Origin of the sequence: Rhizobium sullae (genome assembly GCF_900169785.1) — a bacterium.
Classification (GTDB): domain Bacteria; phylum Pseudomonadota; class Alphaproteobacteria; order Rhizobiales; family Rhizobiaceae; genus Rhizobium; species Rhizobium sullae.
Window position 1 is genome coordinate 18,409 of the sequence record NZ_FWER01000039.1, and the last position, 26,363, is coordinate 44,771.

The 26,363-nt window shown below is 58.6% G+C and carries 32 protein-coding genes and 2 pseudogenes; 20 read left to right on the forward strand and 14 right to left on the reverse strand.

Annotation, left to right across the window (positions count from 1 at the left end; genetic code table 11):
• Positions 1-11: 11 nt before the first annotated feature.
• From BN1800_RS27265 to BN1800_RS42845, 5 genes are read right to left on the reverse strand one after another with little or no spacing between them, the layout of a single operon-like run.
• Positions 12-2,378, reverse strand: a complete 2,367-nt coding sequence (locus BN1800_RS27265) for a VirB4 family type IV secretion/conjugal transfer ATPase (RefSeq protein ID WP_087001936.1) — start codon at positions 2,376-2,378, stop codon at positions 12-14.
• The gene (locus BN1800_RS27270) at positions 2,371-2,709 is read right to left on the reverse strand and encodes a VirB3 family type IV secretion system protein (RefSeq protein ID WP_087001937.1); all 339 of its coding nucleotides are present in this window, start codon (positions 2,707-2,709) and stop codon (positions 2,371-2,373) included. Before BN1800_RS27270 ends, BN1800_RS27265 begins: the two co-directional genes overlap by 8 nt.
• Positions 2,710-2,714: 5 nt before the next feature.
• Positions 2,715-3,014, reverse strand: coding sequence for a TrbC/VirB2 family protein (locus BN1800_RS27275; protein WP_027512631.1), 300 nt, complete (start codon positions 3,012-3,014; stop codon positions 2,715-2,717).
• Positions 3,011-3,673: a lysozyme family protein gene (locus BN1800_RS27280; protein ID WP_087001938.1), complete on the reverse strand. Its 663-nt coding sequence runs from the start codon at positions 3,671-3,673 to the stop codon at positions 3,011-3,013. The genes BN1800_RS27275 and BN1800_RS27280 overlap by 4 nt, the downstream gene beginning before the upstream one ends.
• Before the next feature lie 3 nt (positions 3,674-3,676).
• Positions 3,677-4,198 carry a hypothetical protein gene (locus BN1800_RS42845; RefSeq protein ID WP_087001939.1) on the reverse strand — a complete coding sequence of 174 codons (522 nt, stop codon included), beginning with the start codon at positions 4,196-4,198 and terminating at the stop codon, positions 3,677-3,679.
• Between the two features lie 92 nt (positions 4,199-4,290).
• On the opposite strand from BN1800_RS42845, the gene BN1800_RS27290 reads away from it, so the two are divergent.
• A complete protein-coding gene (locus BN1800_RS27290) occupies positions 4,291-4,644 on the forward strand; it encodes a MarR family transcriptional regulator (RefSeq protein WP_027512629.1) in 354 nt (117 codons plus the stop codon).
• Between the two features lie 335 nt (positions 4,645-4,979).
• Here BN1800_RS27290 and BN1800_RS27295 read toward each other — a convergent pair whose 3' ends face one another.
• The 3 genes from BN1800_RS27295 to BN1800_RS27305 all read right to left on the reverse strand — a co-directional run bounded on the left by BN1800_RS27295 (position 4,980) and on the right by BN1800_RS27305 (position 6,157).
• Positions 4,980-5,273 carry a type II toxin-antitoxin system RelE/ParE family toxin gene (locus tag BN1800_RS27295; RefSeq protein ID WP_027512628.1) on the reverse strand — a complete coding sequence of 98 codons (294 nt, stop codon included), beginning with the start codon at positions 5,271-5,273 and terminating at the stop codon, positions 4,980-4,982.
• Positions 5,273-5,572 (reverse strand): type II toxin-antitoxin system RelB/DinJ family antitoxin, encoded by a 300-nt coding sequence (locus tag BN1800_RS27300; protein WP_027512627.1) that lies wholly within the window; start codon positions 5,570-5,572, stop codon positions 5,273-5,275. The genes BN1800_RS27295 and BN1800_RS27300 overlap by 1 nt, the downstream gene beginning before the upstream one ends.
• Positions 5,573-5,800: 228 nt before the next feature.
• Complete coding sequence (locus BN1800_RS27305; protein ID WP_087001940.1) at positions 5,801-6,157, reverse strand: VOC family protein; 357 nt, start codon at positions 6,155-6,157, stop codon at positions 5,801-5,803.
• Positions 6,158-6,288: 131 nt separating this feature from the next.
• Here BN1800_RS27305 and BN1800_RS40610 point away from each other — a divergent pair, with 131 nt between their 5' ends.
• The 5 genes from BN1800_RS40610 to BN1800_RS27325 all read left to right on the forward strand — a co-directional run bounded on the left by BN1800_RS40610 (position 6,289) and on the right by BN1800_RS27325 (position 8,785).
• Complete coding sequence (locus BN1800_RS40610) at positions 6,289-6,645, forward strand: hypothetical protein (RefSeq protein WP_143534103.1); 357 nt, start codon at positions 6,289-6,291, stop codon at positions 6,643-6,645.
• Positions 6,646-6,733: 88 nt separating this feature from the next.
• A complete protein-coding gene (locus BN1800_RS27310; RefSeq protein WP_027512625.1) occupies positions 6,734-7,024 on the forward strand; it encodes a type II toxin-antitoxin system Phd/YefM family antitoxin in 291 nt (96 codons plus the stop codon).
• The gene (locus BN1800_RS27315; RefSeq protein ID WP_027512624.1) at positions 7,021-7,398 is read left to right on the forward strand and encodes a type II toxin-antitoxin system VapC family toxin; all 378 of its coding nucleotides are present in this window, start codon (positions 7,021-7,023) and stop codon (positions 7,396-7,398) included. The genes BN1800_RS27310 and BN1800_RS27315 overlap by 4 nt, the downstream gene beginning before the upstream one ends.
• 12 nt (positions 7,399-7,410) lie before the next feature.
• Positions 7,411-7,668: a type II toxin-antitoxin system Phd/YefM family antitoxin gene (locus tag BN1800_RS27320; protein ID WP_087001941.1), complete on the forward strand. Its 258-nt coding sequence runs from the start codon at positions 7,411-7,413 to the stop codon at positions 7,666-7,668.
• The gene (locus BN1800_RS27325; protein WP_087001942.1) at positions 7,655-8,785 is read left to right on the forward strand and encodes a tyrosine-type recombinase/integrase; all 1,131 of its coding nucleotides are present in this window, start codon (positions 7,655-7,657) and stop codon (positions 8,783-8,785) included. Before BN1800_RS27320 ends, BN1800_RS27325 begins: the two co-directional genes overlap by 14 nt.
• A 232-nt stretch (positions 8,786-9,017) precedes the next feature.
• Here the strand turns inward: BN1800_RS27325 and repC are convergent.
• Both repC and BN1800_RS27335 read right to left on the reverse strand, forming a co-directional pair.
• Positions 9,018-9,272: pseudogene (gene repC / locus BN1800_RS27330) on the reverse strand (replication initiation protein RepC); the annotation flags it as partial.
• A gap of 26 nt (positions 9,273-9,298) precedes the next feature.
• Positions 9,299-9,772: an Lrp/AsnC family transcriptional regulator gene (locus tag BN1800_RS27335; protein WP_027512621.1), complete on the reverse strand. Its 474-nt coding sequence runs from the start codon at positions 9,770-9,772 to the stop codon at positions 9,299-9,301.
• Between the two features lie 114 nt (positions 9,773-9,886).
• Between BN1800_RS27335 and BN1800_RS27340 the strand changes: the two genes are divergently transcribed.
• The 3 genes from BN1800_RS27340 (at position 9,887) to BN1800_RS27350 (ending at position 11,991) form a co-directional block, all read left to right on the forward strand.
• The gene (locus BN1800_RS27340; protein WP_087001943.1) at positions 9,887-10,432 is read left to right on the forward strand and encodes an RBBP9/YdeN family alpha/beta hydrolase; all 546 of its coding nucleotides are present in this window, start codon (positions 9,887-9,889) and stop codon (positions 10,430-10,432) included.
• 366 nt (positions 10,433-10,798) lie between these two features.
• Complete coding sequence (locus BN1800_RS27345; RefSeq protein WP_087001944.1) at positions 10,799-11,323, forward strand: antitoxin Xre/MbcA/ParS toxin-binding domain-containing protein; 525 nt, start codon at positions 10,799-10,801, stop codon at positions 11,321-11,323.
• Entirely contained in the window at positions 11,320-11,991 is a 672-nt protein-coding gene (locus tag BN1800_RS27350; RefSeq protein WP_087001945.1) for an RES family NAD+ phosphorylase, read from the forward strand. The genes BN1800_RS27345 and BN1800_RS27350 overlap by 4 nt, the downstream gene beginning before the upstream one ends.
• Before the next feature lie 164 nt (positions 11,992-12,155).
• Here BN1800_RS27350 and BN1800_RS40615 read toward each other — a convergent pair whose 3' ends face one another.
• Both BN1800_RS40615 and BN1800_RS44425 read right to left on the reverse strand, forming a co-directional pair.
• A complete protein-coding gene (locus BN1800_RS40615) occupies positions 12,156-12,419 on the reverse strand; it encodes an AAA family ATPase (RefSeq protein WP_179213901.1) in 264 nt (87 codons plus the stop codon).
• Positions 12,408-12,482, reverse strand: a pseudogene (locus tag BN1800_RS44425) (ATP-binding protein); the annotation flags it as partial. The gene BN1800_RS40615 and the pseudogene BN1800_RS44425, both read right to left, overlap by 12 nt.
• A 355-nt stretch (positions 12,483-12,837) precedes the next feature.
• Here BN1800_RS44425 and BN1800_RS27360 point away from each other — a divergent pair.
• The gene (locus tag BN1800_RS27360; protein WP_087001947.1) at positions 12,838-13,932 is read left to right on the forward strand and encodes a CapA family protein; all 1,095 of its coding nucleotides are present in this window, start codon (positions 12,838-12,840) and stop codon (positions 13,930-13,932) included.
• A gap of 349 nt (positions 13,933-14,281) precedes the next feature.
• On the opposite strand, the gene BN1800_RS27365 is transcribed toward BN1800_RS27360, so the two are convergent.
• Positions 14,282-15,046, reverse strand: coding sequence for a GntR family transcriptional regulator (locus BN1800_RS27365; protein WP_244564667.1), 765 nt, complete (start codon positions 15,044-15,046; stop codon positions 14,282-14,284).
• Positions 15,047-15,239: 193 nt separating this feature from the next.
• Here BN1800_RS27365 and BN1800_RS27370 point away from each other — a divergent pair, with 193 nt between their 5' ends.
• From BN1800_RS27370 to BN1800_RS27415, 10 genes are all read left to right on the forward strand, one after another.
• Positions 15,240-16,496, forward strand: coding sequence for an ABC transporter substrate-binding protein (locus BN1800_RS27370; RefSeq protein ID WP_027512615.1), 1,257 nt, complete (start codon positions 15,240-15,242; stop codon positions 16,494-16,496).
• A 123-nt stretch (positions 16,497-16,619) separates the two neighbouring features.
• A complete protein-coding gene (locus BN1800_RS27375) occupies positions 16,620-17,735 on the forward strand; it encodes an ABC transporter ATP-binding protein (protein WP_087001949.1) in 1,116 nt (371 codons plus the stop codon).
• Positions 17,732-18,631 carry a carbohydrate ABC transporter permease gene (locus tag BN1800_RS27380; RefSeq protein WP_027512613.1) on the forward strand — a complete coding sequence of 300 codons (900 nt, stop codon included), beginning with the start codon at positions 17,732-17,734 and terminating at the stop codon, positions 18,629-18,631. Before BN1800_RS27375 ends, BN1800_RS27380 begins: the two co-directional genes overlap by 4 nt.
• The gene (locus tag BN1800_RS27385; RefSeq protein ID WP_027512612.1) at positions 18,628-19,506 is read left to right on the forward strand and encodes a carbohydrate ABC transporter permease; all 879 of its coding nucleotides are present in this window, start codon (positions 18,628-18,630) and stop codon (positions 19,504-19,506) included. The genes BN1800_RS27380 and BN1800_RS27385 overlap by 4 nt, the downstream gene beginning before the upstream one ends.
• An 18-nt stretch (positions 19,507-19,524) precedes the next feature.
• Positions 19,525-20,049, forward strand: a complete 525-nt coding sequence (locus BN1800_RS27390) for a GNAT family N-acetyltransferase (protein ID WP_087001950.1) — start codon at positions 19,525-19,527, stop codon at positions 20,047-20,049.
• Between the two features lie 130 nt (positions 20,050-20,179).
• Positions 20,180-21,337, forward strand: coding sequence for a Gfo/Idh/MocA family protein (locus tag BN1800_RS27395; protein ID WP_027512610.1), 1,158 nt, complete (start codon positions 20,180-20,182; stop codon positions 21,335-21,337).
• A gap of 13 nt (positions 21,338-21,350) precedes the next feature.
• On the forward strand, positions 21,351-22,235 hold the full coding sequence (locus BN1800_RS27400; protein WP_027512609.1) for a carbohydrate ABC transporter permease: 885 nt from the start codon (positions 21,351-21,353) through the stop codon (positions 22,233-22,235).
• Complete coding sequence (locus BN1800_RS27405; protein ID WP_087001951.1) at positions 22,232-23,089, forward strand: carbohydrate ABC transporter permease; 858 nt, start codon at positions 22,232-22,234, stop codon at positions 23,087-23,089. The genes BN1800_RS27400 and BN1800_RS27405 overlap by 4 nt, the downstream gene beginning before the upstream one ends.
• Before the next feature lie 73 nt (positions 23,090-23,162).
• Entirely contained in the window at positions 23,163-24,368 is a 1,206-nt protein-coding gene (locus BN1800_RS27410) for an ABC transporter substrate-binding protein (RefSeq protein ID WP_087001952.1), read from the forward strand.
• An 85-nt stretch (positions 24,369-24,453) separates the two neighbouring features.
• Positions 24,454-25,587, forward strand: coding sequence for an ABC transporter ATP-binding protein (locus BN1800_RS27415; RefSeq protein WP_027512606.1), 1,134 nt, complete (start codon positions 24,454-24,456; stop codon positions 25,585-25,587).
• Positions 25,588-25,972: 385 nt separating this feature from the next.
• On the opposite strand, the gene BN1800_RS27420 is transcribed toward BN1800_RS27415, so the two are convergent.
• The gene (locus tag BN1800_RS27420; protein ID WP_027512605.1) at positions 25,973-26,194 is read right to left on the reverse strand and encodes a hypothetical protein; all 222 of its coding nucleotides are present in this window, start codon (positions 26,192-26,194) and stop codon (positions 25,973-25,975) included.
• Positions 26,195-26,363 lie beyond the last annotated feature (169 nt).

A 26,363-nucleotide genomic window follows, 5' to 3' on the forward strand; every position in this document is an offset into this window, starting at 1 on the left:
TTTCCTTTGCCTCATCCCGCTCTCCTTCTTTGCTGAAATATCGCCAGCCAGTCCTCGCGCCGGTCACCGGCTTCTGCCCTGATCACCTCGGCAAGTTCCACGTTGGCCGTGCGGCCGGACAATATGGCAAGCTCGTCATCGAAGCCTCTGAGGTTCAGTTCTGCGACGACGCTGTTATGCCCTTGCTTGACGATGAAGCGGCGGCTTTCGGCAGGGAGTTCACGTGCGACAAGCTCGAACTCGCGTTCTGTGAGCTTGAAACCGTCTACGTAGTCGGCATGATCGCCGCGCGGATTGGGAAGGAAGATCTGCGTCGGGCACTGCTCGATGATCGTGTGGGCGATCGGCGACACGATCGCATCGCGCGGGCTTTGGGTCGCAAACAGCATGAGCCCATTCTGTTTGCGGATCGTTTTGAGCTTGTTTTCGGCGAGATCGCGAAAACCTTCGTCCTGCAGGGCCTTCCAGAATTCATCGATCACGATGATGATGCGGCGCCCGTCGATCAGTTGCTCGATGCGGAAAAAGAGATAGGCCATCAAGGGTGTGCGGATTTCCTCATTGTCGAGGAAATCGGTCATGTCGTATCCGATGAATTTGGCACCGATCCCGATCTCGTCACCATCGTTGTCGAAGACCCAGCCAAGCGGCCCTTCTCGTTCCCAGCGCCGCAATCGCGAGGCGATGCCCTCAGGGTCGGTGTTGTTGAGGAAAGTGCGCAAGGCGCCGATGGAGCGTCGTTCGACCGGCAGGTCCGCCAGACCGTCGATGGCCGAGGCGATCTCGCGCAGCTCTGTCACCATCAGCTCACGCTTCGCCGATCCCGCGAGCTTGCCGACCCACCGTGCGAGAAACACCTTGTTTTCCGCTGTGAGCGCAAGTGCCTTGAGCGGTGCGCAGCCGGTGGCAATGCCATTCCTCAGCGGCAGGTAAGCGCCGCCCGCTGCCCGGACGAAAAGGTCCGCTCCACGATCCTTGTCGAAAAAGACCATGTGGGGATCGTGCTTTTCGAGCTGGGAAAGCATGAAGTTCACGAGCACGGTCTTGCCCGTGCCCGATGGTCCGCAGATGAACGTGTTGCCAAGGTCGCCGTGGTGGAAGTTGAAGTAGAAAGGCGAGCCGGACGCGGTTTTCAACATGGCGACGGCCGGTCCCCACTCGTTTCCGTCCTTCTGCCCGATTGGATAGGAGTGGAAAGGCGAAAGTGCCGCGAAATTCCGGGATGTGATGGCGCCAGACCGCGCACGGTAGCGAAAGTTGCCGGGCAGTTGCGCCCACCAAGCCGCTTCAAGCCCGAGATCCTCGCGCGCGACGACCGCACCGCCATTGGTAAGGTGCGAGCGCGCCTTCGCCAGATTGTCGGTCAGCTCTTTGACCGAAATAGCGAAGACTGAAAGAGTAAGGTGATGCTCGCCGAGCACGAAGCGGTTGGATTCGAGATCGTCCATCGCCGCGTCGAGTTCCTCGACCTGGGATGCCGCCTTGTCGCCGGCGCTGACCATCTGGTTCTGCTTGCGCCCCATGATGACGCGCGCATCCGCTTTCGAGATGAAGGCGAAGGATTGTGTGAGGATAAGCTCGAACGGGGCCGTCAGAATGCCGTCGAGCATGCCGCTGCGGGTGGTTGCCGGATATTCCTTGAACCCAAACATTGCGGCATAGCGGCTTTCGGCTTCGTGACGGATTTCGATCGTCTCGCGGCCGAAAATCACCCGATCGGAATAGATCGCAGATGAAATCCGTCCTTCCGTCAATGGAACGGGCTCGCGCCGGCCGCCCACGATCTGGTGCAGAACCTCGCTCGGCTCGGAGAAAAGGGTGCCGTCCTGCTCGTAGAGGGAGAGCACGCGGGGCTCGAAGCGTTTCAGGCCCGCGGTGATGTCGGACAGCTTGTCGTGCAGGTGCTTCAGCGCAGTTTCGTTGAGCTCGATATCGGCCCGGCGTGCCCTGCGCAGCCGCGAAAGAATCTCGGCGGCCTTTTCGGCGGGATCTCGTCCGGGATGCCAGACCAGTGAGAGGTAGAGATCGTTGCGAAACAGCTCCTCGCCGATCATGCGCTCGCGGTATTTTGAATTCAGCGCGTCGGAGAAAGGATTGGTGAATTTTCCTTCCGGATAGTCGTTGTCGCGGCGGCGAATGACATGCGTCCAGAGCGCGAGGCGCTCGTCGGCGATGTTCCGGTAGAGGGTGTTCAGGTTGCGGTGCAGGCTGTTGAGGTCCAGGACATCCGCTGTTTCAAAGGAAATGCCTTCGAGCGCGATCATCACCATCAACGCCCTGGAATCGAGCCCGATCGCTATTTCGTCGACATGGCGCACGTAAGGAATAAAGGTCTCAGGCCCGAGTTCGCGGGACCGAAGCGTTGCTTTGCTAGGCAAGGCTCAAGTCCCCTTTGTCATAGCGTCTGGTGAGCTTCAGGGGTGAGAGCGTGGTCCCGCCCCAATAGGAGGTGTTTCGCGATCGACCGCGGGTTTCGATCCACGAAATCAGGATCCGGAACGTGTTGTGGTCATGCTTGACGAGCGTTCGGAATAAGAGGTGGAAGACGATTCCGACAAGCGCGTAGGCGATTGACCCCGCCGTGATGTAGAGGATCGTCGTCAGCATGACGTTCAAACCCATCGCCTCCATCGTCACACCGGCGATCATCGCCGGCCGTGTGCAGGCAAGGAACAGGGTGTCTTCTTCGATACCGGGAGCTGCCGCCATCGGTCTCATCCTCCAACGATGGTGTTGACGAGTTCAGTGGCGCCAAAGATCCCTCCGATACCAATGATCCAGAAGCCGGCGCGGCGCAGATCCATGTAGCCGAACATCCAGGCAATGCAGATGATAATCACGGCGATGACCGCGAGCAGTCGGGCGATGTTGCCGGTCAACATATCGACGATATTCTGCAAGACGGTCTCGATACCCGCGGCTTGGGCGAAGGCCGGTTCTGCCATGCAGGCAACAATGGCTGCGGCCGTCAAGGCAGGGGCAGCGACACGGCGAAGACTGGATTTTGAAGTCATTCACTTTGCTCCGATCGATCATTCTGAAACACAAGAACCGAGGATCGCCGCCGGGAATTGAAGACGTCCCATGCGGCGGTCTCATTGGCTTGGGGAAGGCGTTTTGCGACTGCTGGCACGTCCTGTATGTCTGCGGGCCTCTCGAAACGAGCCTCAATGCGCGGCGCGATAACGGAAAGCGACGCCAGTTTGTGGGACAGCCGGACCATTTCCTGGCGGACCTGCTCGTCATACCGGACCACTTTGCCGAGGGACGGATCGCCTCGGCCGAAATGAGACTGAAGCATGATGTTTTCCGCTTGCGCCGGATCGGCGCCTGCGCGCAGGGCACGGCGATAGTATCCATCGAGGAGCGTGGCAGTGGCCTTGAGGTTCAGGCAGGCATCGAACGCATCCGATATAGAAAGGTTCAGCTTGCGCATTTCCTCCAAACCGAGACCGCCAAGGCCGATCTGGATGTCCTGGTGATCCACAATGAGAGAAGTGGCGAGCTCAATTGCCTCCGCCTTCGATGCCGGTTGTGCGGGACGCGGTGGGCCACTGTTGATGCGAGTAGCATAGGGATGGAAATCGCTCTCCAAGCTGACAACGGCGGCGATCGTCTCGACCGCAACGTTGGGAGCGCATGTCCGTGCAAGATCGGCGAAGGCGACCGGCATTGCTCAGTACCACACCCTTTGGCTTCCGATCCCATCGATGGTCACGTCGACGTAATGGGGCCGCATGCGCATATGTGGCTGTATCGTCAAGTAGCGCCGGCATTGCCGCTGGCCGTCATCCCAGCGCCAGCCGGAACTGTGAGTTCCGCGTTCGTGGTCGAAGGTGCATTCATTGTTTGAGACAGTCTGCGGCGTGGTCGAGATGCAGCTTACCTGCCGTCCGCGATCATTGTATCGAATCGTTAGCCTATAGCCCTCGTCGCAATAATAGGGCGCGTATCCGGGCCTAGATGCCCGGAAACCAGCGCCGTTGCAGCTTGGGAACGCGTGTCCCTTTGAAAGTTCTCGCCACAGTTTCTCAATCGGCGGGCGGCATTCGGCAAATTGTGTTGCTCCACCGGGATTGGAAAGACATAGGATAACCTGGCATCCCCAATCATCTGCCCGCGCATAACTCCCTGAAATGAGATATGATGGCGAGACGTTGAGAAGAGCCAAGACCGTCCTGATCAGAAGGTTTTTCATGAGCCGTCCCTCCGCAATCAACACGCCAACGATGCCGCGGGCGTCTGTGTCGTCTGGAAATTTATACAACCTTATATTATGCAGTTAAACAAATGACAAGAGCACTCAACATTCAGTGGCACAACCTTGCCTTCTCGGCTTTCATATTCCACGAGATTTTTGACAATCCGCTGGAGGATGAAACGCCTCAGTCGCGGTTGAAGCAGATCGGCATGATGAGCGTCCTCTACATCATGCATCAGGGGCATCAGCCGCTAACGCTTTCAAATATCGTCGAAACCACGGGTTTAACGCGCACTGGCGTAACCGAAACTGTCGACCCGTTGGCGCGACGCGGGCTCCTGACGGAGAGCTTCGTGAAGAACTCGATGGGGCGCGGCAAGGCGCGGCGGTTTGAGATCGCGCCGGAACTCCTGGAGAAGATCCGCGGCTTTCAGGGAAATTAAAACCCTGCCAAAGATGACATCGCTGCCGAATCAGAACGCCTTAAACACGTGACTTTGCGCCTGGGTTAGACGTGCGCTCTTCGCTGGCCGGGAAGGTAGCCCTACGATTTCACAGCCTATCGTTCCGTTGAAGATCATTACCCCTTGCGCCCGGCGCCGCGTTTCAATCGGAACGTCTTCCGAGACAAGGCCCCTAACACTCCGAGGTCGGCCGGCAACGTCCTCGATAAGATCAATCGGGGAACCGCGGGGAGGTGAATGCAGCCATTTCGACGATGGCGCTTTGGATAAGAGAGGCACGATCGGGCCGACACGCGCAGACGACTGTTAGAGGCCTACTTGTCTTCTATCTCAGCGGGCCACATCTGGGCGCCATGCAAAATGCGCAGAATACGAATCTTGTCGTCCATCGCCACGTAGGCCGCGATATAAGGTGTACGCGGGATAACAAGTTCGCGTGTCCCAGCAACCCGGCCGGGGCGTCCACTTTCAGGAAACTCAAGGAGACGGCGCGCCGTGCGAACTATCTCTTCATCGACATGAACCGCCGCCCGTGGGTTTGCTGCTTCGATATAGCTGAAGATATTGTCGCGGTCATCAAGAGAGTATTGTGTCCAGACGAGTCTCATCATTCATCGGCTTTGCGCAGCGCTGCTGACCGGCGTGCACTGAAATGCCTATCGGCGTCGGCGTCCTCGACATCGGCCCGCGTATCCTCGAGCGCTTGCAGTACCCTAGCACGGAACCAGGCATCATGGACGTCGCTGTTGCTGACGAGCTCCAATGGCAGGGCGCCTTCATTTGCAGTTCGGGTCAACAGGATGCGGACAGCATCCGAAACCGTCAGTCCCATGTTTTCGAGCACCGCCGTGGCGCGCTCCTTTACAGCGGCGTCAATCCGCGTCTGAACCAGCGCATTTGAGGCCATATGCAGATCTCCCTTTGGTTCTTAGCAATGTAATACATTTGCATGACATGCGCCAGTGTCATCACACTTTTCTGCATCTAGTGGCGAAAGGCTGACACTTGATACCGATGGACGGCAAGAACCGACCGATAGCTTGAAAAAGTCCGGCAGAGCAAGATGTTTTGCCTTCCAATCTCCATCCCGCTCCAAGTCTCTACTTGGTTGCGCGTCCGAACGGAAAACCACCATTTAAGCTGCCCCGGCTTTGTGCGCCAAAGGATGCCTCGGCTGGTAGAGGCCAAGCGAGCCGCCACTGGGAAGCGAGACATGCGTGAGCAGGCCCCAGCCTTCATCGGTGACCGAAGTGCATCCAACATCGCGCGATTTCAGCTCTTGGATTGTGGCATTGACGTCTTCGCACATGAGATAGACTTCGTGGCTGTCACCTTCGGCGGCCGGGTGAACGGCAATCTCGGCCGGCGGCAATGCGAAGATCAACCAGCCTTCGCCAGCATCGATTGCTGGAAAACGCAGAACATTGCGAAAAAATGCGCGATCTGCCTCGGCATCCGTGCTGTAGATGATCATGTGTGCGCCGGAAATCATGGCTCCTTACCTCCCCGAAAAGTGATGCGGACAAGCTATTGCCGTTGCAAACGACGTTCCGGAGCTACCGCCGTCCACACAGCCGCTCGCTACCGGCAAGCTTCAGTTAGATATAGGTCGGCTGGCCGTGATTGCAGGTGCCGGAACCCGGCGTTGCCTCCACTTTGGCCGCCACCGTTATCGAAAAGTGCGGCGACTGGGCATCACTCGGCCAGCGCAGAGAACATTTCCGACGATATCAAGAGCAAATCGTGACTGTCTCATTGCTGCCATTTGAGCAGCGGCCACAGCTTGCCGCCGACGGCGGAGCCCATTGCCTAAAAGGCCTGGCTGAAGACGTCTTCCCGCATCCGCAAACGATAAGCATGATGGGGAGCGCCACCTCGCCTCCGACGCGCTCTCCTCTAAAGGGCGCGCGAGAAAGTAAATATGTGGGGTTCGTCCCGTCATGGCTGCGGATTTTTAACTGCATCACTTCCGATAAGTGATGCTTATCGGAAGTTAGATGTACACACGACTTGTACATACGCGTTTGCGGTGATATCGTGGCGCTCAAGAATAATATTGGAGCGCACGATGCCCCAGACCAGCTACAAGATCAGCGAAGCGCGCAAAAATTTCGCCGAGGTGCTCGAGCGCGCCAACCAGGGCGAGGAAATTCTTATCATGCGCGGCAATCAGATCTATGCCCGCATCGGCCCGGCCGATCTCGGTGGTAAAAGGCCGTTCGGCCTGCTGCGCCATCGCGAGCTTCCCGACGATCTGTTCGACGACGCCGATGCCGAGCAGGCGGCCATCGACGCCGGAGACTTCAACGACGATACCGGTGTCTGGCAGGGCAAGTCTAACGGCAAGGCTGACAAATGAGGGTGCTGCTCGACAGCCACGCCGTTTATTGGTGGACGATCGGCAGCGAGCGCCTCTCATCGAGAGCACGATCGCTGATCGAGGACAAGACCAACACCATCCTGGTCAGCGCGGTTTCCTTCTACGAGCTGGACAACAAGATGCGCCTGAAAAAACTCGACTTGAAACCGCAAGAACTGCGAGCAGCCGTGACGGCCAGCGGTCTTCAGGCGCTTGCTGTCACCGATCTGCATGCCGAATTGGCGGCTGTCTTTGATTGGGAACACCGGGATCCGTGGGATCGGATTCTGGCAGCCCAGGCGCGGCTCGAGCATTGCACCTTCGTCTCGACGGATGTGGTGTTCGATGCCGTGCTGCACGAACGTGTCTGGTGAGGTGCGCTGCAGATGAAGATCTTGGTAGAGATAGCCGAGGCGGCGATGCGGTTTGAGGAGTTAATTGAACTGGCTCAGCGTCATGATGAAATTCTGATCTGCCGAGAGGGGCAGCCAACCGCGACTCTGACGTCGATTGCCACCCGGAATGGGACGATGGACGAGTTCCTGAGACTGGCTTCTGAGGGGCGTGCCAACGTCCCCTCTGATGCGACCTCCAATCATGACGATCTTTACGACGAACATGGCTGCCTAAATGAGTGCCGTTGATCGCCGCGCCGAGCAACTCGACACGATCGCCGCGGTGCTGCTGACCGACCGGCGCGATAAGCTCGCCGAACTGCTGACAGACCAGGACGTCGAGACGCTCAAACACCTCGTCAACCAAGGCATGGGCGAAAACACGCTGCGGGCGCTGACCTCAGATCTTGCCTATCTTGAAGCCTGGTCGGTTGCGGCAACAGGTAGCCCCCTCCCCTGGCCGGCGCCGGAAGCTCTGTTGCGGAAATTCGTTGCTCACCACCTCTGGGATCCTAGTCGACGCGAGGATGATGCAGAGCATGGCATGCCGGAGGCCGTCACGCTGGAGCTTCGGCAATCCGGCTTTCTCAGGACTGCCGGACCGCACGCGCCTGCAACCGTGCAACGACGTCTCGCCAACTGGTCGACCCTGACGAAATGGCGCGGCCTCGATGGCGTGTTCTCTTCCCCTTCCGTCAAATCCGCGATGCGGCACGCCATTCGCGCCACGCCGCTGCAACGCCGCCGGAAGAGCACCAAGGCGGTCACCGGTGACGTGCTGGCGAAGCTGCTCGCGACCTGCGGCGGCGACAGTCTGTGCGATCTGCGCGACCGGGCGATCCTGATGGTCGCCTTTGCGTCTGGCGGTCGTCGTCGCAGCGAATTGGCCGGCCTGCGCCGGGAGCAACTGACGGTCGAGGCACCGGTCGTCGGCGAGGGCGGAAGCCCCCTCCCCTCGCTGTCCATCCATCTCGGCCGCACCAAGAATTCGGGCCTCAGCCAAGATGAGGTCGTTTACCTCACCGGCCGGCCGGTGGACGCGCTGAACGCCTGGCTGAAAGCTGCGAAGATCGACAGCGGCAGTGTCTTTCGGGCGATCGATCGCTGGGGCAATGTCAGTCGGCGCGCACTCGATCCGAAGGCGGTCAACGATATCGTCAAGCGGCGGGTGGCGGCGGCGGGACTGGAGCGTGCGGAGTTTTCGGCGCACGGATTGCGGTCCGGTTATCTCACCGAAGCCGCGAACCTCGGAGTTCCCCTACCCGAAGCGATGGAGCAATCCCGTCACCGCTCCGTGCAACAGGCATCCAGCTACTACAACAGCGCCACGCGGCGAAGCGGTCGAGCGGCTAGAGTGCTATCGTGAGCGTGGGCGTCGCGGCGGCCACATAACCGTGAAATCTCTCCGCCCTGATGGTCAGGCCAAGCCGATCCCTTTGTCGAGAGCAAGTTCACAATCGTCAGCGTTTGTCACCTCGGTCTCGACGACGATGAACTGCCGATCCTCCCACCGCTGATGTTCCTTGTAGTAGCTCTGGCCCGCTTGGCTTTGTTATTGAGGGTTGCCCCGTTTTTCAGACGCAGCCCGGTGAGCTTGATGCCACGGCGACGGCGGCGTTTTCGGGTCCAATGACCTCGCAGGCATCCTGATAGGCCGACGGACTGACCCCGAGCATCAATCGCACCACGACTGCGGCCGACATCAGGTCCTGCCCACCGCTGACAGCTCCTCCCGGCCCGTAATCCACGATAGCTGGGCAGGCCTGCAACACCATACCCAGCGGAAACGCTTTTGTCGGCTCCCATATTGGTCGGGTGTCGGTACTCGATTTTGCACCCGGGCTAGGCTCTGCTCGTCGACTGAGGCATACGCTGAGGGTTAGAGCCGCTGGACAAGGTCGCGTCCGATCAACTTGGGCCGCTCGCTCCGCAGCACGAGAGATGTGGTGACCGCCCCGAAGCGCGCAATGGAATCGACGATCGTCTCCAGCTCTCCCGGTGACGGGACGAGCACTTTCAGTAGAAAGCAGTCCTCACCCGTCAGCCGCAACACCTCGATGACCTGCGGCATTTCGGAAAATTGTTTCAGGCACGCGCGAATGTGTTCATGCGTTGTGCGCAGCCGGACGACCGCCATCATTCCTAATCCAAGGCTGGCGGGATCGATCCGGGCGCCGTAGCCGACAATGATACCCCTCTCTTCGAGGCGCTTCACTCTTTCCGACGTTGCTGGCTGCGACAGTCCGATTTTGCGCCCAAGCTCGGAGATCGCGATTCGGCCGTTCTCCTGCAGCGCCTCGATGATTGCAATGTCGGTCGGATCCAGAGGGGAACGATTATTTCGAGTGAGCAAGACATTTGACCTTTAATCTATCGGAATTCAGGCACCTTCTCCGATAGTTCTCCATTCAGTGCGGCGATGGAAGATGCCATCTTTCGATCCACTCAATAAAATAGGAGTAAACGCATGGCCGAAATCGTTATCCTGCCCGGCATCGGCGGCTCGGGAGAGACGCACTGGCAGACTTTTTGGGAGCGCGCAAATCCACGCGCACGGCGTTTCCAACCCAAGAGCTGGGATCAGCCGGACTTGGTCGACTGGATCGGAGCGCTGGACCGCGCCGTAGCCACCGCGGACGAACCGCCGCTGCTCGTTGCGCATAGTCTCGCCTGCCTTCTTGTGGGCCATTGGCAGCGCGCCTCTTCTCTTGCTGTAGCAGGGGCGTTTCTCGTCTCCGTGCCCGATCCGCAATCCGAAGCCTTTCCGGCAGCGGTGGCCACATTCGCGGCTGTGCCCGAGGGTAGGTTCCGTTTTCCCTCGCTCATCATTGCAAGCTCCGATGATCCCTATAGCGAGGTCGAGTATGCCAGGACACGGGCGGCTCAGTGGGGCAGCGGCATTGTCGAGGTCGGCGCATTCGGACACATCAACAGCGGCAGCGGGCTTGAGGACTGGCCAAGCGGCTTGGCCCTCTTTCGGGCCTTTGCAGCGGGGACAGAATGCATGGAATAGCCCACTTGCCCATTACGCTCTTCACTGCATTCCTGATCTCTTTCTCAGAAGCTCTGTTTAATCTCCAATTCTCCATACCCAGCTGGCTCGTTATAATCATGACCCAACTTTCGGGGGTCAGTTCAAAACGCGGTGGCACTGCTTTTCTATCGTCGCGACAAATCACGCTCAGAAGAAGAGTGTGGCAGGTTGCTCCGTTCGGAAGAGATTGGGGTCAGAGGCGCGGAATGCCCGCGTTTATTTCAATAAGTTCGCTCGGCTCTTGAACGTTAAAAGGCTATAGGTGGACGCTCCTGGCCCAGCTTTTAAAACTGCTTGCGATGAGTCCATATTTGGACTATGTCTATTTCAAGACAGGAGGCTATTATGCCGCATGCGCGACGCACAGAGCAACAAGACAAGCATGAGCCGCAGCGCCTGGAAACCGACCGGTTTGCTCCTGCAACCCGCAAAAAGCTGAGCGCGCCGGCGTTGCGAACCTTTCTGGCGATCGCCGATCTTTGGGGCCTGAATGAAGAGCAGCGCATGCTTGTGCTGGGTTACCCGTCCCGGTCCACGTATCACAACTGGGCCAAGCAGGCGCGTGAACATGGTACCTTCACGCTGGACGTCGACACCCTCATTCGAATCTCGGCCGTGCTCGGCATTCACCAAGCGCTTGGGATCCTGTTTCCCAATGAACGCGCCGCCGTCGCGTGGCTGCGGACGCCGCATGAAGCGCTTGTTTTCGGTGGCCATCCCCCGCTCAACGTCCTGACGAGCGGAACACAGGACGGCCTGATGACAGTTCGTCGATTTCTCGATGCGGCAAGAGGGGGCATCTACATGCATCCGAACATCCTGGACGAAACGTTCACACCTTACGACGATGGGGACATCGTCTTCCGGTGAGTGACCGTTTTGCCCAGGCGCCACGCCCTTCGTACCGGCTGATCCCATCGCAATTTCCGCCGATCGGGCTTTTTGATACCGTTGCGACGGCGGCCGATCTCGAAGCCGTAATGGAGCTTGCCGGCTGGACCAATGACCGTCTCGTTGCCGACCGCATCCAACGGCTTCCCGAGGGTGAATGGGTCTATGGCACTGCCAATTCCAGCATTGTGATGGCCGCATTTCTCCATGTAGCGCCGGGAGGAATGCGGTTTAACGGCACCGATCTCGGCGCATGGTATGCCGCCGACGATCTCCGCACAGCCGCAGCCGAGGTTGGCCATCATCTTCGGCGCGAAGCTGTAGCGCGCGGTGTGGCGACGATGAGGCGCACCTATAGAAGCTACACGGCCATCCTGATTGGCGACTATCTCGACATTCGTGGAGAGCAGATGCTTCGGCCCGAGGTTTATGACGGCACCAGCTACGCCGCTTCGCAAGCGCTTGGTGAGCAAGTGCGTTCTAACGGCGGGGCCGGCATCCTCTATGACAGCCTCCGGCGCAGAGCCGGCATGAACATCGTCGCACACCGGCCGCGGAACATTCGCGACGTTGTGCAGACCGACCACTTCGAGATCACCGTTTCTGCCGACGATCGACGCATCGATGTCCAAAAGCTCGCAACCTAACGGTATCGCGGCAGCCGCGTGCCGGCGAGATAGCCACAGGAAGGTCTCGGCGAGCAAAATCGGTGCGCGACAGAGGTCCGGACGAATGTGCAAATGCCACAAGCGACTTTGCCTTTGCGGATGCGAAGCAGCCTTCATTTAGCTACCTCACCTTAGGATCGGCATTAAGCTGGGAGACGTCTCATCTTTCGTCTGCTGGAAGGAACTAAAGATCGAAGCTGGCATGGAAAAACGTTTGAAGAACCTGTTAGAACAAACTGCCCCATCCTACGATCGCTATCGACGATACGCTTTATCGTGAGTGCAGTTCGCTTTGAACGCTTAACCTCGTCGACTATTATTGGCTCGCCGTTTGCAGCGAGAACCAAAGATTGAATCTGGCCTTGGGGATCAGCTTCATCCGATGAAGCCGCCTGGTTTCGCCGCAAGCTTTCCCCGGATAGGTCGACGTGGTGAGCGTTATGAACCAGCCTGTCGAGGATGGCATGGGCCGAGCATAGGGCCGTCCGAGTTGCGGACGGTAGGCCTTTAGGAGCGGCAATGCCACAAAGATCTCGTTCTGCACTCCTTCCGGCAACGCTGAAAACTCTGGGATGCTGTCCGGGTTCTAAAATTTACGGAGTCATAGGGTGGACTCAACTCTTGTCTCTGTCTCAGACTGCCGCCCGATCGGAGCAGGTGTTCAGGCGACATCACGCAACGGAATGGCGATCGGCCAGTTCGGCGCTGGTCGGTAACGCCATTGAGCGCTACCTTGTTCACCGATCCGCAGCCACCGACACAGGGGCCGTGATAAGCGCCCGCGGTTGATCCGGATCGACATTCAACTGACGAGGATGCGCAGCAATGAAGCTCTTCCTAAGTGGGGACGTGATGACCGGCCGCGGCATCGACCAGATCATGCCGCATCCCTCCGACCCGACCCTGTACGAGCCGCATCTCCGCTCAGCGCATGGCTATGTGGACTTGGCGGAACGTCGGTCGGGCGAAATCCCGAGGGCGGTGCCTTTCGACTATGTCTGGGGCGATGCGCTGAACGAGATTGATCGGCGTGAGCCGGATTTGAGGATCATCAATCTCGAAACCAGCGTTACCGCAGACGGAACGCCCGAGCCTAAAGGTATCAATTATCGGATGCACCCCGATAATCTTCATTGTATCGTCGCTGCAGGGATAGACTGCTGCATCCTTGCCAACAACCATACCGCGGATTGGGGGCTGAGGGGCATGAAGGATACCTTGCTTGCCCTGCAGGGGGCGAGGCTTGCGACAGCCGGCGCAGGACTCGATGCCGATGGTGCAAGCCGCCCCGCCGTGCTCGAAACGGTCCCAGGGCGGCGACTTCTTGTATTCGCCTTTGCCTGTCCATCCAGCGGGGTTCCGGCCAACTGGGCGGCCGGGAAGGAGCGACCGGGTATAAACTTCCTCGCGGATTTCAGTGACGACGCACTTGCAGCCGTCGCTGACGGCATCGGCGAGTGGCGACAGCGCGACGACACCGTCCTTGTTTCCATACATTGGGGATCCAACTGGGGCTATGAATTGCCCCTTGAACACCGACGCTTCGCCCATCGTCTGATCGACGGCGCCCGCGTCGACGTCGTTCACGGACACTCATCGCATCACCCGTTGGCGATAGAGATCCATGCTGACAGGCCTATCTTTTACGGATGCGGCGACTTCATCAACGACTATGAGGGAATCGGCGGGCAGGAGAGATTTCGCCCGGATCTGACTCTCGCCTATTTCGTCGATCTGGATGATCAAAGCCATCGGCTGCGCCGAATTGAAATGGTGCCCTTCCGGCTGCAGAAATTTCGGCTCATCCGCGCATCTGATGAAGAAGCCGCCTGGCTCGGCCACACCATGAAACGCGAATGCGGACGTTTTGGCCACGATCTTACCACGAGCGAGAAAGGGACCCTGACGCTATCGGCCTGAGCGGTACGGGAGGAGATGTGCCTTGTTGTGGCCGACGGTGACGGTCGGCCTAGGGACGAAGCCGCCCTTCTGGCGAGCGTGCTGAGAGGTGTTGAAAGCAGACAATGGTGGGCTTGTATTTGCCCGCGGCGTCGAACGCAGAAGGTTGAGGTCGTTTAGCCCTGCTTGAGCGTGTCGATAACTGCGCCGGCTTTTGCGGAAAGATGGCGCTGGCTCGGATAGTAGAGGAACAGCCCATCATCGGAGGCACAGCCAGTCGTCATTGAAACTTCAGTCGATGCTGTCGGAGAAATGTGCTGCTGGTCGCGGGCTTGCGGCACTTGGACGTCGCCATGACTGTGACATCTCTTCAATATTGCGCGATGTCGCCAGTTTCAGATTGCGCGAGCGTCAGGGGATAGCGCTCCGGGTGATGCACGAGGGCCGTGAGGTTTACCGGCCGGTTGCGGTTGTCGAAGGCGATCTGATCGACGGTCAGAACGGCCGCCGGCGATTGTAGATCCAGCATTGCCGCCTCCTCGGGAGAGGCCAGACGCGCACTCAGCGTTGTCTGTCCGCGCGATGGATGGATATGGTGGTGGCGGCGCAGCTCTGCGTAGAGCGAGCGGTTGCCCACCGTCCAATCCAGATCCAGCAGTCCTGGAACGCGGCCCGCCGGCAGCCAGTCCGTTTGAATGACGACCGGCACCTCATCGAGCAGCCGCAATCTGGAGAGCACGACAACATCGGCGCCGGGCGGCAGGAAAAGTGGCCGGCTGATCTCCAGCGGCGCGCGAAGAACACGTGCCTCGATCAGGCGATGTCCGGGCACCCGGCCGTTCGAGATGGCCGTGGCCGTGAAGCTCTTGAGAACCTGCAGCTCAAAGCCGCCGCTGTGCTCTGCCACATAAAGCCCTTTGCCAGGCTGGCTCGTGACCACGCCCTGCTGGACCAACTCGCGTATTGCGTGCCGAATGGTGATCCGGCTTACGTCGAAAAGATCAACTAATTCACGCTCTGAGGGCAATTTTCCCCGCAATGGCAGCTTTCCGTTGCGGATTGACGTCAAAAGCGCTTCGTAGACTTGCTTGTGGAGCGGCCGCGGATCCTCCCGATCAACCAGACTTTGAGGCATTATGGAACGCGGGTGCTCCTGACGCTTATTCAAACCTGTTCGCCTTTCCCTTCCCGTCATTTTGCAACCACTCTCCACGCAAATCCCGACAAAGTCCATATTGACATGACTGGATATAACCAGTCCTAATGTGTGCCCAGGAGCCGGAGAGTTCCATAGATACCGAAGCACCATCACAAAAAGGGAACAGTTCATGTTGAAGAGAAGTCTCGCTGCTTTAGCCATCTCCGTCGGCATCTGGACCGGGAGCGCACATGCGGAGACCATTTCGGTCTTCTGCTCACCCACCGAATTCGAGCTTTGTACGACGGTCGCCAATGCCTGGAAGGAAAAGACCGGCAACGAGGCGAAGATCAACAAGATGCCGGCATTGCTGGATGACGCCATCCCGCTTTATCAACAGCTGCTGGCATCGAAATCCAAAGATATCGACGTCCTGTTTTTGGACGTCATCTGGCTCGGCATGTTCAAAAACAACCTGCTCGACCTGAAGACCCTGGTGCCGCAGGCAGACCAGGACAAACATTTCGCCTCGACGCTCGGTGCGGCCAAGCTTGACGGCAAACTCATTGCCATGCCCGCCTATATGGATGTCGGGCTGATGTTTTATCGCAAGGACCTTCTGGAGAAGTACGGCAAGCAGCCGCCGAAGACTTGGGACGAACTGGCGGCCAGTGCGAAGGAAATCCAGGACAAGGAGCGCGCAGCCGGCAATGGCGAGATGTGGGGCTATGCCTGGCAGGCCAAGAGCTACGAAGGGCTCACCTGCGACGCCATCGAACTGATCGCCTCAAACGGCGGCGGCACGATCATCTCGGACGACGGCAAGGTCACGATCGACAATCCGCAGGCAGCCGAAGCGATAGAAAAGGCCAAAGGCTGGATCGGCAGCATCAGTCCGGAAGGCGTGCTGAATTATGACGAGGAAGCCTCGCGCGCGATCTTCGAGTCCGGAAACGCGGTTTTCCACCGCAACTGGCCCTATGTCTGGGGAACGTCGCACCAGCAAGGCAGCTCCATCATCGACAAGGTCGGCATGATGCCGCTTCCCGTCGGCAAGGACGGCGAAAAGTCGAGCGGCTGCCTCGGTCCGATGTATTACGGCGTTTCGAAGTTCAGCGCCAAACCCGAGGTTGCGGCCGACTTCGTCAACTTCATCGCCGGCCCGGACATGCAGAAGATGCGCGCGATCCAGGCAGCTCTTAATCCGTCGATCCAGGCACTTTACAGCGATCCGGACGTGCTGGCGAAGTTGCCCTTCCTCAAGGACAACCAGCAGGCATTTGCCGACAGCGCAGTCCGCCCGTCCGGTTATACAGGCACGAGCTACAACCGCGTTTCGCAAGCCTTTTATCGCTCGGTCCACGACATGCTTTCGGGCGGCGGCGACATCAAGGCCGGGCTGAATGCCCTTGCAACGCGACTTGAGAAGCTGAAGGAGAGCCGTTGAGGCTTTCTGACAAGCCGGCGCGAGCAGGGCCCCTCGCCTGCTCGCGCAGCCGGCTTGCTTGCCGTGCAGCCGGCCACCGAAGTGGCCGTTTCCCTTCCAGCATAATTCAAGTCCGGGTGTAAGATGGCATCGGTTTCATTGGACTCCGTTTCAAAAAGCTATGGCACGCATTCCGTGATCGACGATGTCGATCTTCGGATCAGAGATGGCGAGTTCATCGTCTTTGTCGGCCCTTCAGGTTGCGGCAAATCCACTCTGCTGCGTATCGTCGCTGGCCTTGTTTCCCCGACGAAAGGCGCCGTCAGCATTGGCGGCGACGATGTCACCGACGTTCCAGCCTCCAAGCGGGGCGTTGCCTTTGTCTTCCAATCCTATGCGCTTTATCCGCACATGAGCGTTGCCCGCAACATCGGTTTTGCGCTGGAAACGCTTGGTCTTGCGCGCACCGCCGTCAGCGACAAAGTGCTTGCCGTTGCAAGGATGCTGAAAGTCGATCATCTCCTGAATCGCCGTCCAAGAGAGCTGTCCGGCGGGCAGCGACAGCGTGTTGCGATCGGCCGGGCGCTGGTCCGTCAGCCGGAGATTTTTCTTTTCGACGAGCCCCTTTCGAACCTCGATTCCGATCTTCGCATGGAAATGCGCATGGAGATCGCCAAGCTTCACGACGAACTCAAGACGACGATGATTTATGTGACGCACGATCAGTCCGAAGCCATGACGCTCGCCGACAGGATCGTTGTTCTCAATTACGGGCGCATCGAGCAGGTGGGTACGCCTCAAGCTCTGTACCGCACGCCGGACAACCGCTTCGTGGCAAGCTTTATCGGAAGCCCACGCATGAACTTCCTGTCAGTTTCCATGCAGGACGCTGCCGGCGGCCGGAGGATCATCGGACCGGGTGGTCTTTCTATCGGCGCTGGATTTCTAGGTTCCGATGCAACCGCAGCGACGATTGGCGTAAGGCCGGAAGGACTTGCGATCGCAGCCGATGGGACTGGGCGCATATCAGGCGTCCTCGAGCGCGTCGAGGACCTCGGGCACGAGCATTTTGCCTATTGCCGCATTGCGGAAGACGTCGTGTGGGTAATCCGGGTGACTATCCCGCCTGCCAAGGAAACGATCGGCACGCGGATCGGATTGGGGTTTGCTGACGAGGCGGTTTTCGTCTTCGATACGGCCGACCGGCGGATCCCGCACGAAATGGCGACCGCCAGCAATGTGAGGGCAGCCGAACAATGAGTGCGCGTCTGGCACGCCGCGACCATCTGGCCGCATGGCTTTTCCTGGTCCCCGTCATCATCGTGATGCTGCTCGTCGCCGTCTGGCCCCTCGGACGGACGTTCTTCTTTGCCTTTACCGATGCCTATCTCGACGATCCCTCGGTCTATTCGATGGTTGGGATCGCTAATTTCCTCGATGTCATCAATGACAGAAGCTGGTGGGTGGCCGTCAGGAATACGATGGTCTTCACGGTCATTTCGGTTGCCATCGAAACGGTTCTCGGCCTTGCAATTGCGCTTTTGATCAATGAGGCCATTCCAGGTCGAGGGCTGGTGCGTGCCGCCATCCTCGTCCCTTGGGCCATCCCGGTCGTGGTTTCCGCGAAGATCTGGGAATGGATGCTGAACGACCAGTTCGGCGTACTCAACAAGATCCTGATCGGGCTGGGTTTTATCGATCACGGAATCGCCTGGACGGCGAGCAGCTCGCTGATCATGGGTGTCGTTATTTTCGCCGACGTGTGGATGACGACGCCTTTCATGGTGCTGTTGATCCTCGCCGGACTGCAGCTGATTTCGCCGGAGATATTCGAAGCTGCGGAGGTGGATGGTATCCCGGCATGGAAGCGCTTCTGGTCGATCACGTTGCCGATGCTGAGGCCGGCAATCGGCGTGGCCGTACTCTTCCGCGTGCTCGATGCGCTGCGGATGTTCGATCTTGCCTATGTCATGGCTGCGAGCAACGAGAACGTCATGACCGTGTCGATCTATGCGCGTGACAGGCTCATCAGCTTTCAAGAGCTGGGCGTCGGCTCGGCCGCTTCGACATGGGTGTTCCTGCTGGTGGCGCTCGCCGCCATTATCATCATCGGCGCGCTGCGTCTCGATCGGGCGAGCGGGGAGCTGACGAAATGACGGACGTTGCACTCTACAGAACGGTACGCAAACCTGCCGCTTACTACCGCGTGCGGCGACGCATCGTAAGGTTCTTTCAATCTGCAGCACTCCTGCTCGTGCTGATCTATACGCTTTTCCCGTACTATTGGGCCTTTGTGTCCTCGACGAAACAGGGCGCAGCCCTCTATCAGGCAGCGCTCGTTCCCGCACTCGACTTCACCTACTACCGGCAGCTCATCGACAATCCCGTCTTCATGGGCTCGCTGCTCAATTCCGCCTATGTCGCGGTGTCGACGACGTTTCTGTCGCTCGTCATTGGCCTCAGCGCCGCCTATGCGCTCGGGCGGATCGATTTTCCGCAGCGCCGGGTGCTGCTAATGATCATTCTGATGATCTCGATCTTTCCGCAGGTCGTCGTTCTCTCCGGCATGTTCGAACTGATCAACTGGATGGGCCTGTTCAATCGCCCAAGCGCGCTGGTTCTGACCTATCTTCTCTCGACCGTGCCGTTCACCACCTGGGTTCTCACGACCTTCATCCGCGAATTCCCGCGTGAGCTGGAAGAAGCGGCCATCATCGATGGCTGCTCGCATTTTCGCATTCTGATGAAGATCCTGCTGCCGCTGATGGGTCCGTCGCTCGCCAGCACCGGCATTTTAGCGTTCATCCTGGCATGGAACGAATTCCTCTTTGCACTCACCTTCACATTGACGGACGAAAACCGCACCGTGCCGGTTGCAATCGGCCTCATTGCCGGAAACAGCCGCTACGAGTATCCCTTCGGCCAGATCATGGCGGCCTCGGTCACCGTCACCCTGCCCCTTATATTGGTAGTGCTCTTCTTCCAGCGCCGCATCGTTGCAGGCCTGACGGCGGGCGCGGTCAAGGGCTGAAAGACAAAGGATAAAGTCATGGACATGCTGGTCAAACTCTACGAACTCAAGCCCGACGCCACGCTCGAGAAACGTTTGGCAGATCAGGACATCCTGATCCGCCGGGTGCTTGCACCCGAGCTCAAAGCACTGACCTCGTGGATCGAGCCGCGCTTTGGCGCCGGCTGGGCGGCGGAGGCGACTGTTGCGACGATGCGCCAGCCGCCGTCGTGTTTTATTGCGGTCAAAGGTGGCGAGCTCATCGGTTTTGCTTGCCATGAGGCGACGGCAAAAGGCTTCTTTGGGCCGACGGGCGTGGATGTTTCAGCCCGCGGGCATGGTGTCGGTCAGGCGTTGCTTGTGACCACCCTGCTCGACATGCACGCCCAAGGCTACGCCTATGGCATCATTGGAGGTGCCGGCCCGATGGAATTTTATCGCCGCAGCGTCGGCGCGATCCCGATCGAAGGTTCCGTTCCGGGAATTTATCGCGACATGCTTGCGATCGCCACGCCAAGCGAAGTATCCGACTCCGAAAAGCCGCTAACGGGAAAACAGGCGTGAAAATCGCGGTCGCATTCGGCGTATGAAAATTAATTTCATGATTCTCGAAGAAGCCGCGTTTACAGTTGACGACTTATAATTTTTGCCCCAACCTGAAGAAAATAAATTACGAAATGGGAACGACAACGGCATGAAAGTGGGAATCGTAGGGCTGGGATTCCGGCTCGGCTATCTTGGCTACGTTTTCAAGGCAATCGACAGCAGCTTTGAAATCGCAGGCTATGTCGATCCGGAGCCTGCCGGTCTCCCCGGATTGACGGAAAAGGGTATTTCTGTCGGCAAAGCCTACGCATCGCCCCAAGAGCTTCTTGCCGGCGAAAAGCTCGACCTGCTGATGATCGGCTCGCCCAACCACATGCATCTCGAGCACATAAGGCTGGGCCTTGAGGCCGGCCTAAAGGTATTCTGCGAAAAGCCGATCGTTACCACGATCGCCGAAAGCATCGAACTCGCCAGGCTGATGGCAAGGTTCGGCCATGAGCGGCTGATGGTCGGCCTGGTACTGCGCTATTCGCCGCTCTACAAGGACCTGCGTGCCGTTCAGGCAGCCGGCAAGCTCGGCCAGATCGTCTCGATCGAGGCATCCGAACATATCGAACCCTATCACGGTGCCTTCTTCATGCGCGACTGGCGCCGCTACGAGCGTTTTTCCGGCAGCTTCATGCTGGAAAAATGCTGCCATGACCTCGACCTTTACAATGGCGTCGTCGGTGCCCGCCCCGAGCGGGTTGCGAGCTTCGGCGGACGCAAGAGCTTCATCCCTGCAAATGATCCGGCGCGTGAAGGGATCAACGACCTTGAACTCTTCCATCGCAAGCCAAGCGGCTGGATGGGGTCGGACAGGGTTTTCGACAGCGATGCCGACATCATCGACTACCAAGTCGCCATCGTCGAATATGCCAATGGCGTCGGCATGAACTTCCACACCAACTTGAACGTTCCAGACCAGTTCCGCCGCTTTGCCATCATGGGCTCGCGCGGCATGGCCGAAGGCGATTTCGTCCGCGGCTATCTCGACGTGCACGAGCAGCTGACCGGCAAGAAGATCGTTGAGAACAAGTACGCGGCAACCGAACTTTCCCAGCATTACGGCGCGGACGAGCAGATGGCCGCCGACCTGCTCGACAGCGTCCGCACTGGGACCGAACTCCCAGTCTCCACACTGAATGCGCTCGAGGCCGGCATCCTCGCCTTGGCGATGGACGAAGCGCGTATGAAGAGGGCGGTCGTCGATCTGCGGCCGGTATGGGATCGCTTCGACGAGGCGCTCCACGCCAGAGCGGCTTGAGGAGGACGGCAGGATGGGTGTTCAAAAAAGCACGGTCATCTTCGCCTGGATCCTTCTCCTTCCAGCTGTCCTTTACGTCATGGCGATCGTCGCCTACCCGCTGGTCGATACGTTCATTCTGTCCTTCACAGACGCATCGCTCAGGAAGACGACGAATTGGGTCGGCTGGATCAATTACGAGAAGATCTTCAACGCCACATTCGCGGAGGTCATTTTCCGCACCTTCATCTGGACGTTCTTTTCGGTATCGATCAAAATGATCATTGGTACCTTTGGCGCGACAATGCTGAATGCTGCCGTGCCCGGCCGTGCGCTTTTCCGCCTGCTGACCATGCCGCCATGGATCGTGCCGATGGCGATCGGTATCTTCATGTGGGGGTGGATGTATAACGGCCAGTTCGGAATGATCTCCGGCCTTTTGCAGCGCTTCGGTCTGGTCAATGGTCCGGTCGCGTTCCTCGCCTACGGAAGCACGGCGTTCTGGGCAACGATCATCACGGATGTGTGGATCGGCGTCCCTCTGGTCACCATCTACTTTCTGGCCGCGATCCAATCCATTCCGAAGGACCTTTATGAAGCCGCCTGGACTGATGGGGCCGGCCGTTTTTATCGTTTTCGCCGCATCACGCTGCCGCTGATGGTCCCGGCAATTATTACGATGTCGATGCTGTCTTTGATCGCCACGTTCAATTCCTTCGACATCATCTGGATCCTGACCCAAGGTGGTCCGAGCGGCCAGACGACGACGATGATCATCGATACCTATCAGACCGCGATCGGCTCCAAGAAATATGGTGAAGGTGCTGCACGTGCCGTGCTGATTTGCATCTTCCTGTCGCTCTTCTGCTTTGCCTATTTCCGTGTCACCCGCCGTCTCAACCCGGAGAAGCGCGCATGAGCAGTCCCGCAATGATCGATCGCTACAGCTGGTGGGAAATCGTGCTGATCTATTGCGGCATCGCGCTGTTTCTGGCCTTCGTTCTTTCGCCCTTCGTCGAAGGCTTTCTGGTTTCGCTGAAACCGTTGAGCCAGCTCTTTTCGTCGCCTTACCGGTTCTGGCCGGAGAACGGCTCTTTCGAGGCCTATCGAACGATGTGGGTCAGCGTTCCAGGGTTCGGGCGCTATATCTTCAATTCGTTCTTCATATCGATCATCGTCACAGTGATCGTGCTCAGCCTCGTCATTCCGGCGGCTTATGCCTTTGCACGGTTCGAGTTCAGGGGGATGGGCATCCTTCTCGGCGCCTTTCTCACCGTCAACATGTTCTCCGGCGCGGTGCTTCTCATCCCCCTCTTCCGGCTGATGCGCAGCATGGGCGTTCTTAACACTTATCTTGCCATGATCGTGCCGGGCGTGGCGTTCCTCATTCCATCGGCGATCTGGCTGCTTCGGACTTATATGATCCGCATTCCCCAGGAACTGAATGAGGCCGCGTATATGGATGGCGCAAGCCATTTTTACACGCTTCGCCGCGTGATCCTGCCGATCGCCATGCCCGGGATCATCGTCGTCGCGATCACCACCTTCATCGGTGCCTATGCGCAGCAATTCATCTTCGCGCTGACCTTCAACTCGAAGACCGAATACATGCCTCTGCCGGTGGGACTCTTTGCTTATTTCGGTAAGCAGGAGGTCATCTGGAATGAACTGATGGCGGCCTCTTTCGTCGGCATCCTGCCCGCGATGATCGTCATCTTCTTCCTGCAACGCTATCTCGTCGGCGGGCTGACCGCCGGTGCGGTGAAACAATAAGACCAAGAAACGAGTGAACAGCTAACACAAGAACGGGAGTCGTGAAGTGAACATTACCTTCAAAACAGGCCTTATGGCACTCGCCCTGCTCGGTTCGACGGCGCTCACCGCCGTCACAGCCGAAGCCGCCGACCAGGAGATCAGCTGGATTTATTGCGGCGACAAGCTCGACGATATCCATGCAAAGTACATCAAGCAGTGGGAAGAAAAGAACGCCGGCTGGAAGATCGCGCCGGAAGTCGTTGGCTGGGCCCAGTGCCAGGACAAGGCGACGACGCTGGCGGCTGCTGGAACGCCGGTTGCCATGGCCTATGTTGGTTCGCGCACCCTTAAGGAATTTGCGCAGAACGACCTCATCGTCGAGGTCCCGATGACGGACGAGGAAAAGAAGGCCTACTTTCCGCACATCGTCGACACTGTCACCTTCGACGGCACGCAGTGGGGCGTTCCGATCGCTTTCTCGACCAAAGCGCTCTACTGGAACAAGGACCTCTTCAAGCAGGCCGGCCTTGATCCCGAGAAGCCGCCGAAGACCTGGGATGAAGAGATCGAATATGCCAAGATCATCAAGGAGAAAACCGGAATCCCGGGCTTCGGTCTTTCGGCCAAGACCTTCGACAACACGATGCATCAGTTCATGCATTGGGTTTACACGAACAACGGCACGGTGACGGACGCAGAAGGCAAAATTACCCTTGATAGTCCCGAGGTGCTGAAAGCGCTGGAGGCCTATAAGAGCATCGTGCCCTATTCTGAAGAAGGCCCGACGGCCTACGAGCAGAACGAAGTCCGCGCCATCTTCCTCGATAGCAAGGTCGCGATGATCCAGGCGGGCTCCGGTGCCGCCTACCGCCTGAAGGACACCAAGATCGATTGGGGCATCACGACCCTGCCGCTTGGCCCGCAGGCCAAGGGACCGGGCACTCTGCTCATCACCGACAGCCTAGCGATCTTCAAGGGTTCAGGCGTCGAGGACAAGGCGATCGAGTTCGCCAAGTTCATCACCTCTCCCGGCCCGCAGGAGGAATACGAGCTGAACGGCGAATCCGGTCTGACGCCGCTTCGCCCCTCGCCGAACATCGACAAGCTGGTGGCTGAAAAGCCCTACTGGAAGCCGTTGATCGACGGCATCAGCTACGGTGGCCCCGAACCGCTTTTCACCGACTACAAGGGCTTCCAGAACTCGATGATCGCCATGGTGCAATCCGTCGTGACCGGCCAGGCCCAGCCGGCCGACGCACTCAAGAAGGCTGCTGGCGAAATCGAGGCGTTCAAGTAGCCTTCGTGGGGATCGCGGGGAGCAACAACCCGCGATCCTTCCCTGATTGTATAAGCGCTGCTTCGACAGCGACCGGAGACAGGTTTTGGGACAGCTTTTTCTCAATAATGTGCAGAAATTCTACGGCGACTACGAAGTTCTGAAGGGCGTACAGCTCGATGTGAAGAATGGCGAATTCGTTGTCTTCGTTGGTCCCTCGGGCTGCGGCAAGTCCACCCTGCTGCGCATGATCGCCGGTCTTGATGCGACAACTGCAGGCGACATCGTCATCGACGGCATCCGGGTCAACGACCTGCCGCCGGTCAAGCGCGGCATTGCCATGGTGTTCCAGTCCTACGCACTTTATCCGCACATGACCGTTTTCGAAAACATCGCCTTTCCGCTTCGCGTCGAGAAGATGGACGAGACGAAACTCAAGGCCAAGGTCGAGAATGCGGCGCGCATCCTTCATCTCGATCAGCGACTCCAGCAGAAGCCCGGCATGCTCTCCGGCGGCCAGCGCCAGCGTGTCGCAATCGGCCGGGCGATCGTTCGCGAGCCGAAGATATTCCTTTTCGACGAGCCGCTGTCGAACCTCGATGCGGCGCTGCGCGCCGATATGCGCATCGAGCTTGCAAAGCTGCATCGCCAATTGAAGGCTACAATGATTTATGTGACGCACGATCAGGTGGAAGCCATGACCATGGCCGACCGCATCGTCGTGCTGGATGCCGGCGATATCTCGCAGACCGGCGCGCCGCTGGAGCTTTATCACAAGCCGGCCAACCTTTTTGTTGCCGGCTTCATCGGCAATCCGAAAATGAACTTTCTGCCGGTTATCTGCAAACGCGTCAGCGATGCCGGCGTGGAGGTGGACTATGGCGGGCAGACCGCCATACTGCCGGTTACACCGCGCGACGGCATGGCCGGCAAGGCATTGACGCTCGGCATCCGGCCGGAACATGTACAGCTTGGATCCGGCGACATCTCGCTGACTGTTACGCCCACCGTCATCGAACGCCTCGGCGCCCATACCGTCGCCTACGCTTCACTTAACGGCGAGGGCGAGAATTTCTGCGCAATGCTGCCTGGCAGCGTCGGCATCCGCGCCGACGTGCCGGTTGCCACCGGCATCAACGCTGCCGATTGCCACCTGTTTGACGATACCGGTATTGCCTTCGAGCGGCATGTGGAACTGACGGAAATCGACATGGGCGTGCTTGATCCGACGGCGCCCTAGACCCGGAGCTTCGTGGTTGTGATCGGGCAGGTTGGAACCGCGAGACCGCAGAAGCGCCAAGGAGTTTCAGAGCACGATCGTGATACTCACGCGGTCGGGGAACGCCACGATCCGCCGCTGCCAACCGCCCCATAGACGGATGTAGGACTTCCATTCAGGAACCACATTGCTCATCGAAGCGAGAGGTCATTCAAGGCGTTGAATGTAGCAATGGCCAGCGGGGCCCTGATAGTCCCATCAAGGCGACAGAGCGACGGCTTGTACGTGCCGCTCATGCCGCCGGCGGACCGCTTTCGCTAAGAAGCGGCAACGCCGGCGGCCTGATCGAAGGTTTTGTCGGCGGCCATTTTGCGCTCGTCTGAGAACGCCAAATGGCAACGCAATACTAATTTGCCGAAATCCTTCGAGCGAGAGCCATGACGTAGTCATCGGCGATATCGGCCAAGGTCAAGGCGACCTCCGGTTCATGCCAGCCCGCAGCAATTGCCCTTTGTACGAAGTCCCGAAATGCCGCTGCAAGGACCTCCTCGCGCTCGACGGTGCGGTACGGATTATCCGTGGCGTGCTGAGGCTTGCTGATCTGTATAGTCGGACGAGTGGATTCCATTGATACGCCCCCTCATGGTTGCCTTACTGCATGGAGAGTACATTCGCCATGCACCCAGTCTCTTTTGCCTGTACTGCTATTGTGCTTCTTTTCTAATAGGTTACGCGGCAGGTGTCGTTAGCCACGCATCCTGAAACTTGCAGCAGCGTCCATTTCTGCAATCACCGTT

Bases quoted from the DNA above. Each gene is read 5' to 3' on its own strand.
- BN1800_RS27270 (WP_087001937.1), bottom strand. From the start codon at position 2,709: ATGGCGGCAGCTCCCGGTATCGAAGAAGACACCCTGTTCCTTGCCTGC.
- BN1800_RS27275 (WP_027512631.1), bottom strand. From the start codon at position 3,014: ATGACTTCAAAATCCAGTCTTCGCCGTGTCGCTGCCCCTGCCTTGACG.
- BN1800_RS27280 (WP_087001938.1), bottom strand. From the start codon at position 3,673: ATGCCGGTCGCCTTCGCCGATCTTGCACGGACATGCGCTCCCAACGTT.
- BN1800_RS42845 (WP_087001939.1), bottom strand. From the start codon at position 4,198: ATGAAAAACCTTCTGATCAGGACGGTCTTGGCTCTTCTCAACGTCTCG.
- BN1800_RS27290 (WP_027512629.1), top strand. From the start codon at position 4,291: ATGACAAGAGCACTCAACATTCAGTGGCACAACCTTGCCTTCTCGGCT.
- BN1800_RS27295 (WP_027512628.1), bottom strand. From the start codon at position 5,273: ATGAGACTCGTCTGGACACAATACTCTCTTGATGACCGCGACAATATC.
- BN1800_RS27300 (WP_027512627.1), bottom strand. From the start codon at position 5,572: ATGGCCTCAAATGCGCTGGTTCAGACGCGGATTGACGCCGCTGTAAAG.
- BN1800_RS27305 (WP_087001940.1), bottom strand. From the start codon at position 6,157: ATGATTTCCGGCGCACACATGATCATCTACAGCACGGATGCCGAGGCA.
- BN1800_RS27310 (WP_027512625.1), top strand. From the start codon at position 6,734: ATGCCCCAGACCAGCTACAAGATCAGCGAAGCGCGCAAAAATTTCGCC.
- BN1800_RS27315 (WP_027512624.1), top strand. From the start codon at position 7,021: ATGAGGGTGCTGCTCGACAGCCACGCCGTTTATTGGTGGACGATCGGC.
- BN1800_RS27320 (WP_087001941.1), top strand. From the start codon at position 7,411: ATGAAGATCTTGGTAGAGATAGCCGAGGCGGCGATGCGGTTTGAGGAG.
- BN1800_RS27325 (WP_087001942.1), top strand. From the start codon at position 7,655: ATGAGTGCCGTTGATCGCCGCGCCGAGCAACTCGACACGATCGCCGCG.
- BN1800_RS27340 (WP_087001943.1), top strand. From the start codon at position 9,887: ATGGCCGAAATCGTTATCCTGCCCGGCATCGGCGGCTCGGGAGAGACG.
- BN1800_RS27345 (WP_087001944.1), top strand. From the start codon at position 10,799: ATGCCGCATGCGCGACGCACAGAGCAACAAGACAAGCATGAGCCGCAG.
- BN1800_RS27360 (WP_087001947.1), top strand. From the start codon at position 12,838: ATGAAGCTCTTCCTAAGTGGGGACGTGATGACCGGCCGCGGCATCGAC.
- BN1800_RS27365 (WP_244564667.1), bottom strand. From the start codon at position 15,046: ATGCCTCAAAGTCTGGTTGATCGGGAGGATCCGCGGCCGCTCCACAAG.
- BN1800_RS27370 (WP_027512615.1), top strand. From the start codon at position 15,240: ATGTTGAAGAGAAGTCTCGCTGCTTTAGCCATCTCCGTCGGCATCTGG.
- BN1800_RS27375 (WP_087001949.1), top strand. From the start codon at position 16,620: ATGGCATCGGTTTCATTGGACTCCGTTTCAAAAAGCTATGGCACGCAT.
- BN1800_RS27380 (WP_027512613.1), top strand. From the start codon at position 17,732: ATGAGTGCGCGTCTGGCACGCCGCGACCATCTGGCCGCATGGCTTTTC.
- BN1800_RS27385 (WP_027512612.1), top strand. From the start codon at position 18,628: ATGACGGACGTTGCACTCTACAGAACGGTACGCAAACCTGCCGCTTAC.
- BN1800_RS27390 (WP_087001950.1), top strand. From the start codon at position 19,525: ATGGACATGCTGGTCAAACTCTACGAACTCAAGCCCGACGCCACGCTC.
- BN1800_RS27395 (WP_027512610.1), top strand. From the start codon at position 20,180: ATGAAAGTGGGAATCGTAGGGCTGGGATTCCGGCTCGGCTATCTTGGC.
- BN1800_RS27400 (WP_027512609.1), top strand. From the start codon at position 21,351: ATGGGTGTTCAAAAAAGCACGGTCATCTTCGCCTGGATCCTTCTCCTT.
- BN1800_RS27405 (WP_087001951.1), top strand. From the start codon at position 22,232: ATGAGCAGTCCCGCAATGATCGATCGCTACAGCTGGTGGGAAATCGTG.
- BN1800_RS27410 (WP_087001952.1), top strand. From the start codon at position 23,163: ATGGCACTCGCCCTGCTCGGTTCGACGGCGCTCACCGCCGTCACAGCC.
- BN1800_RS27420 (WP_027512605.1), bottom strand. From the start codon at position 26,194: ATGGAATCCACTCGTCCGACTATACAGATCAGCAAGCCTCAGCACGCC.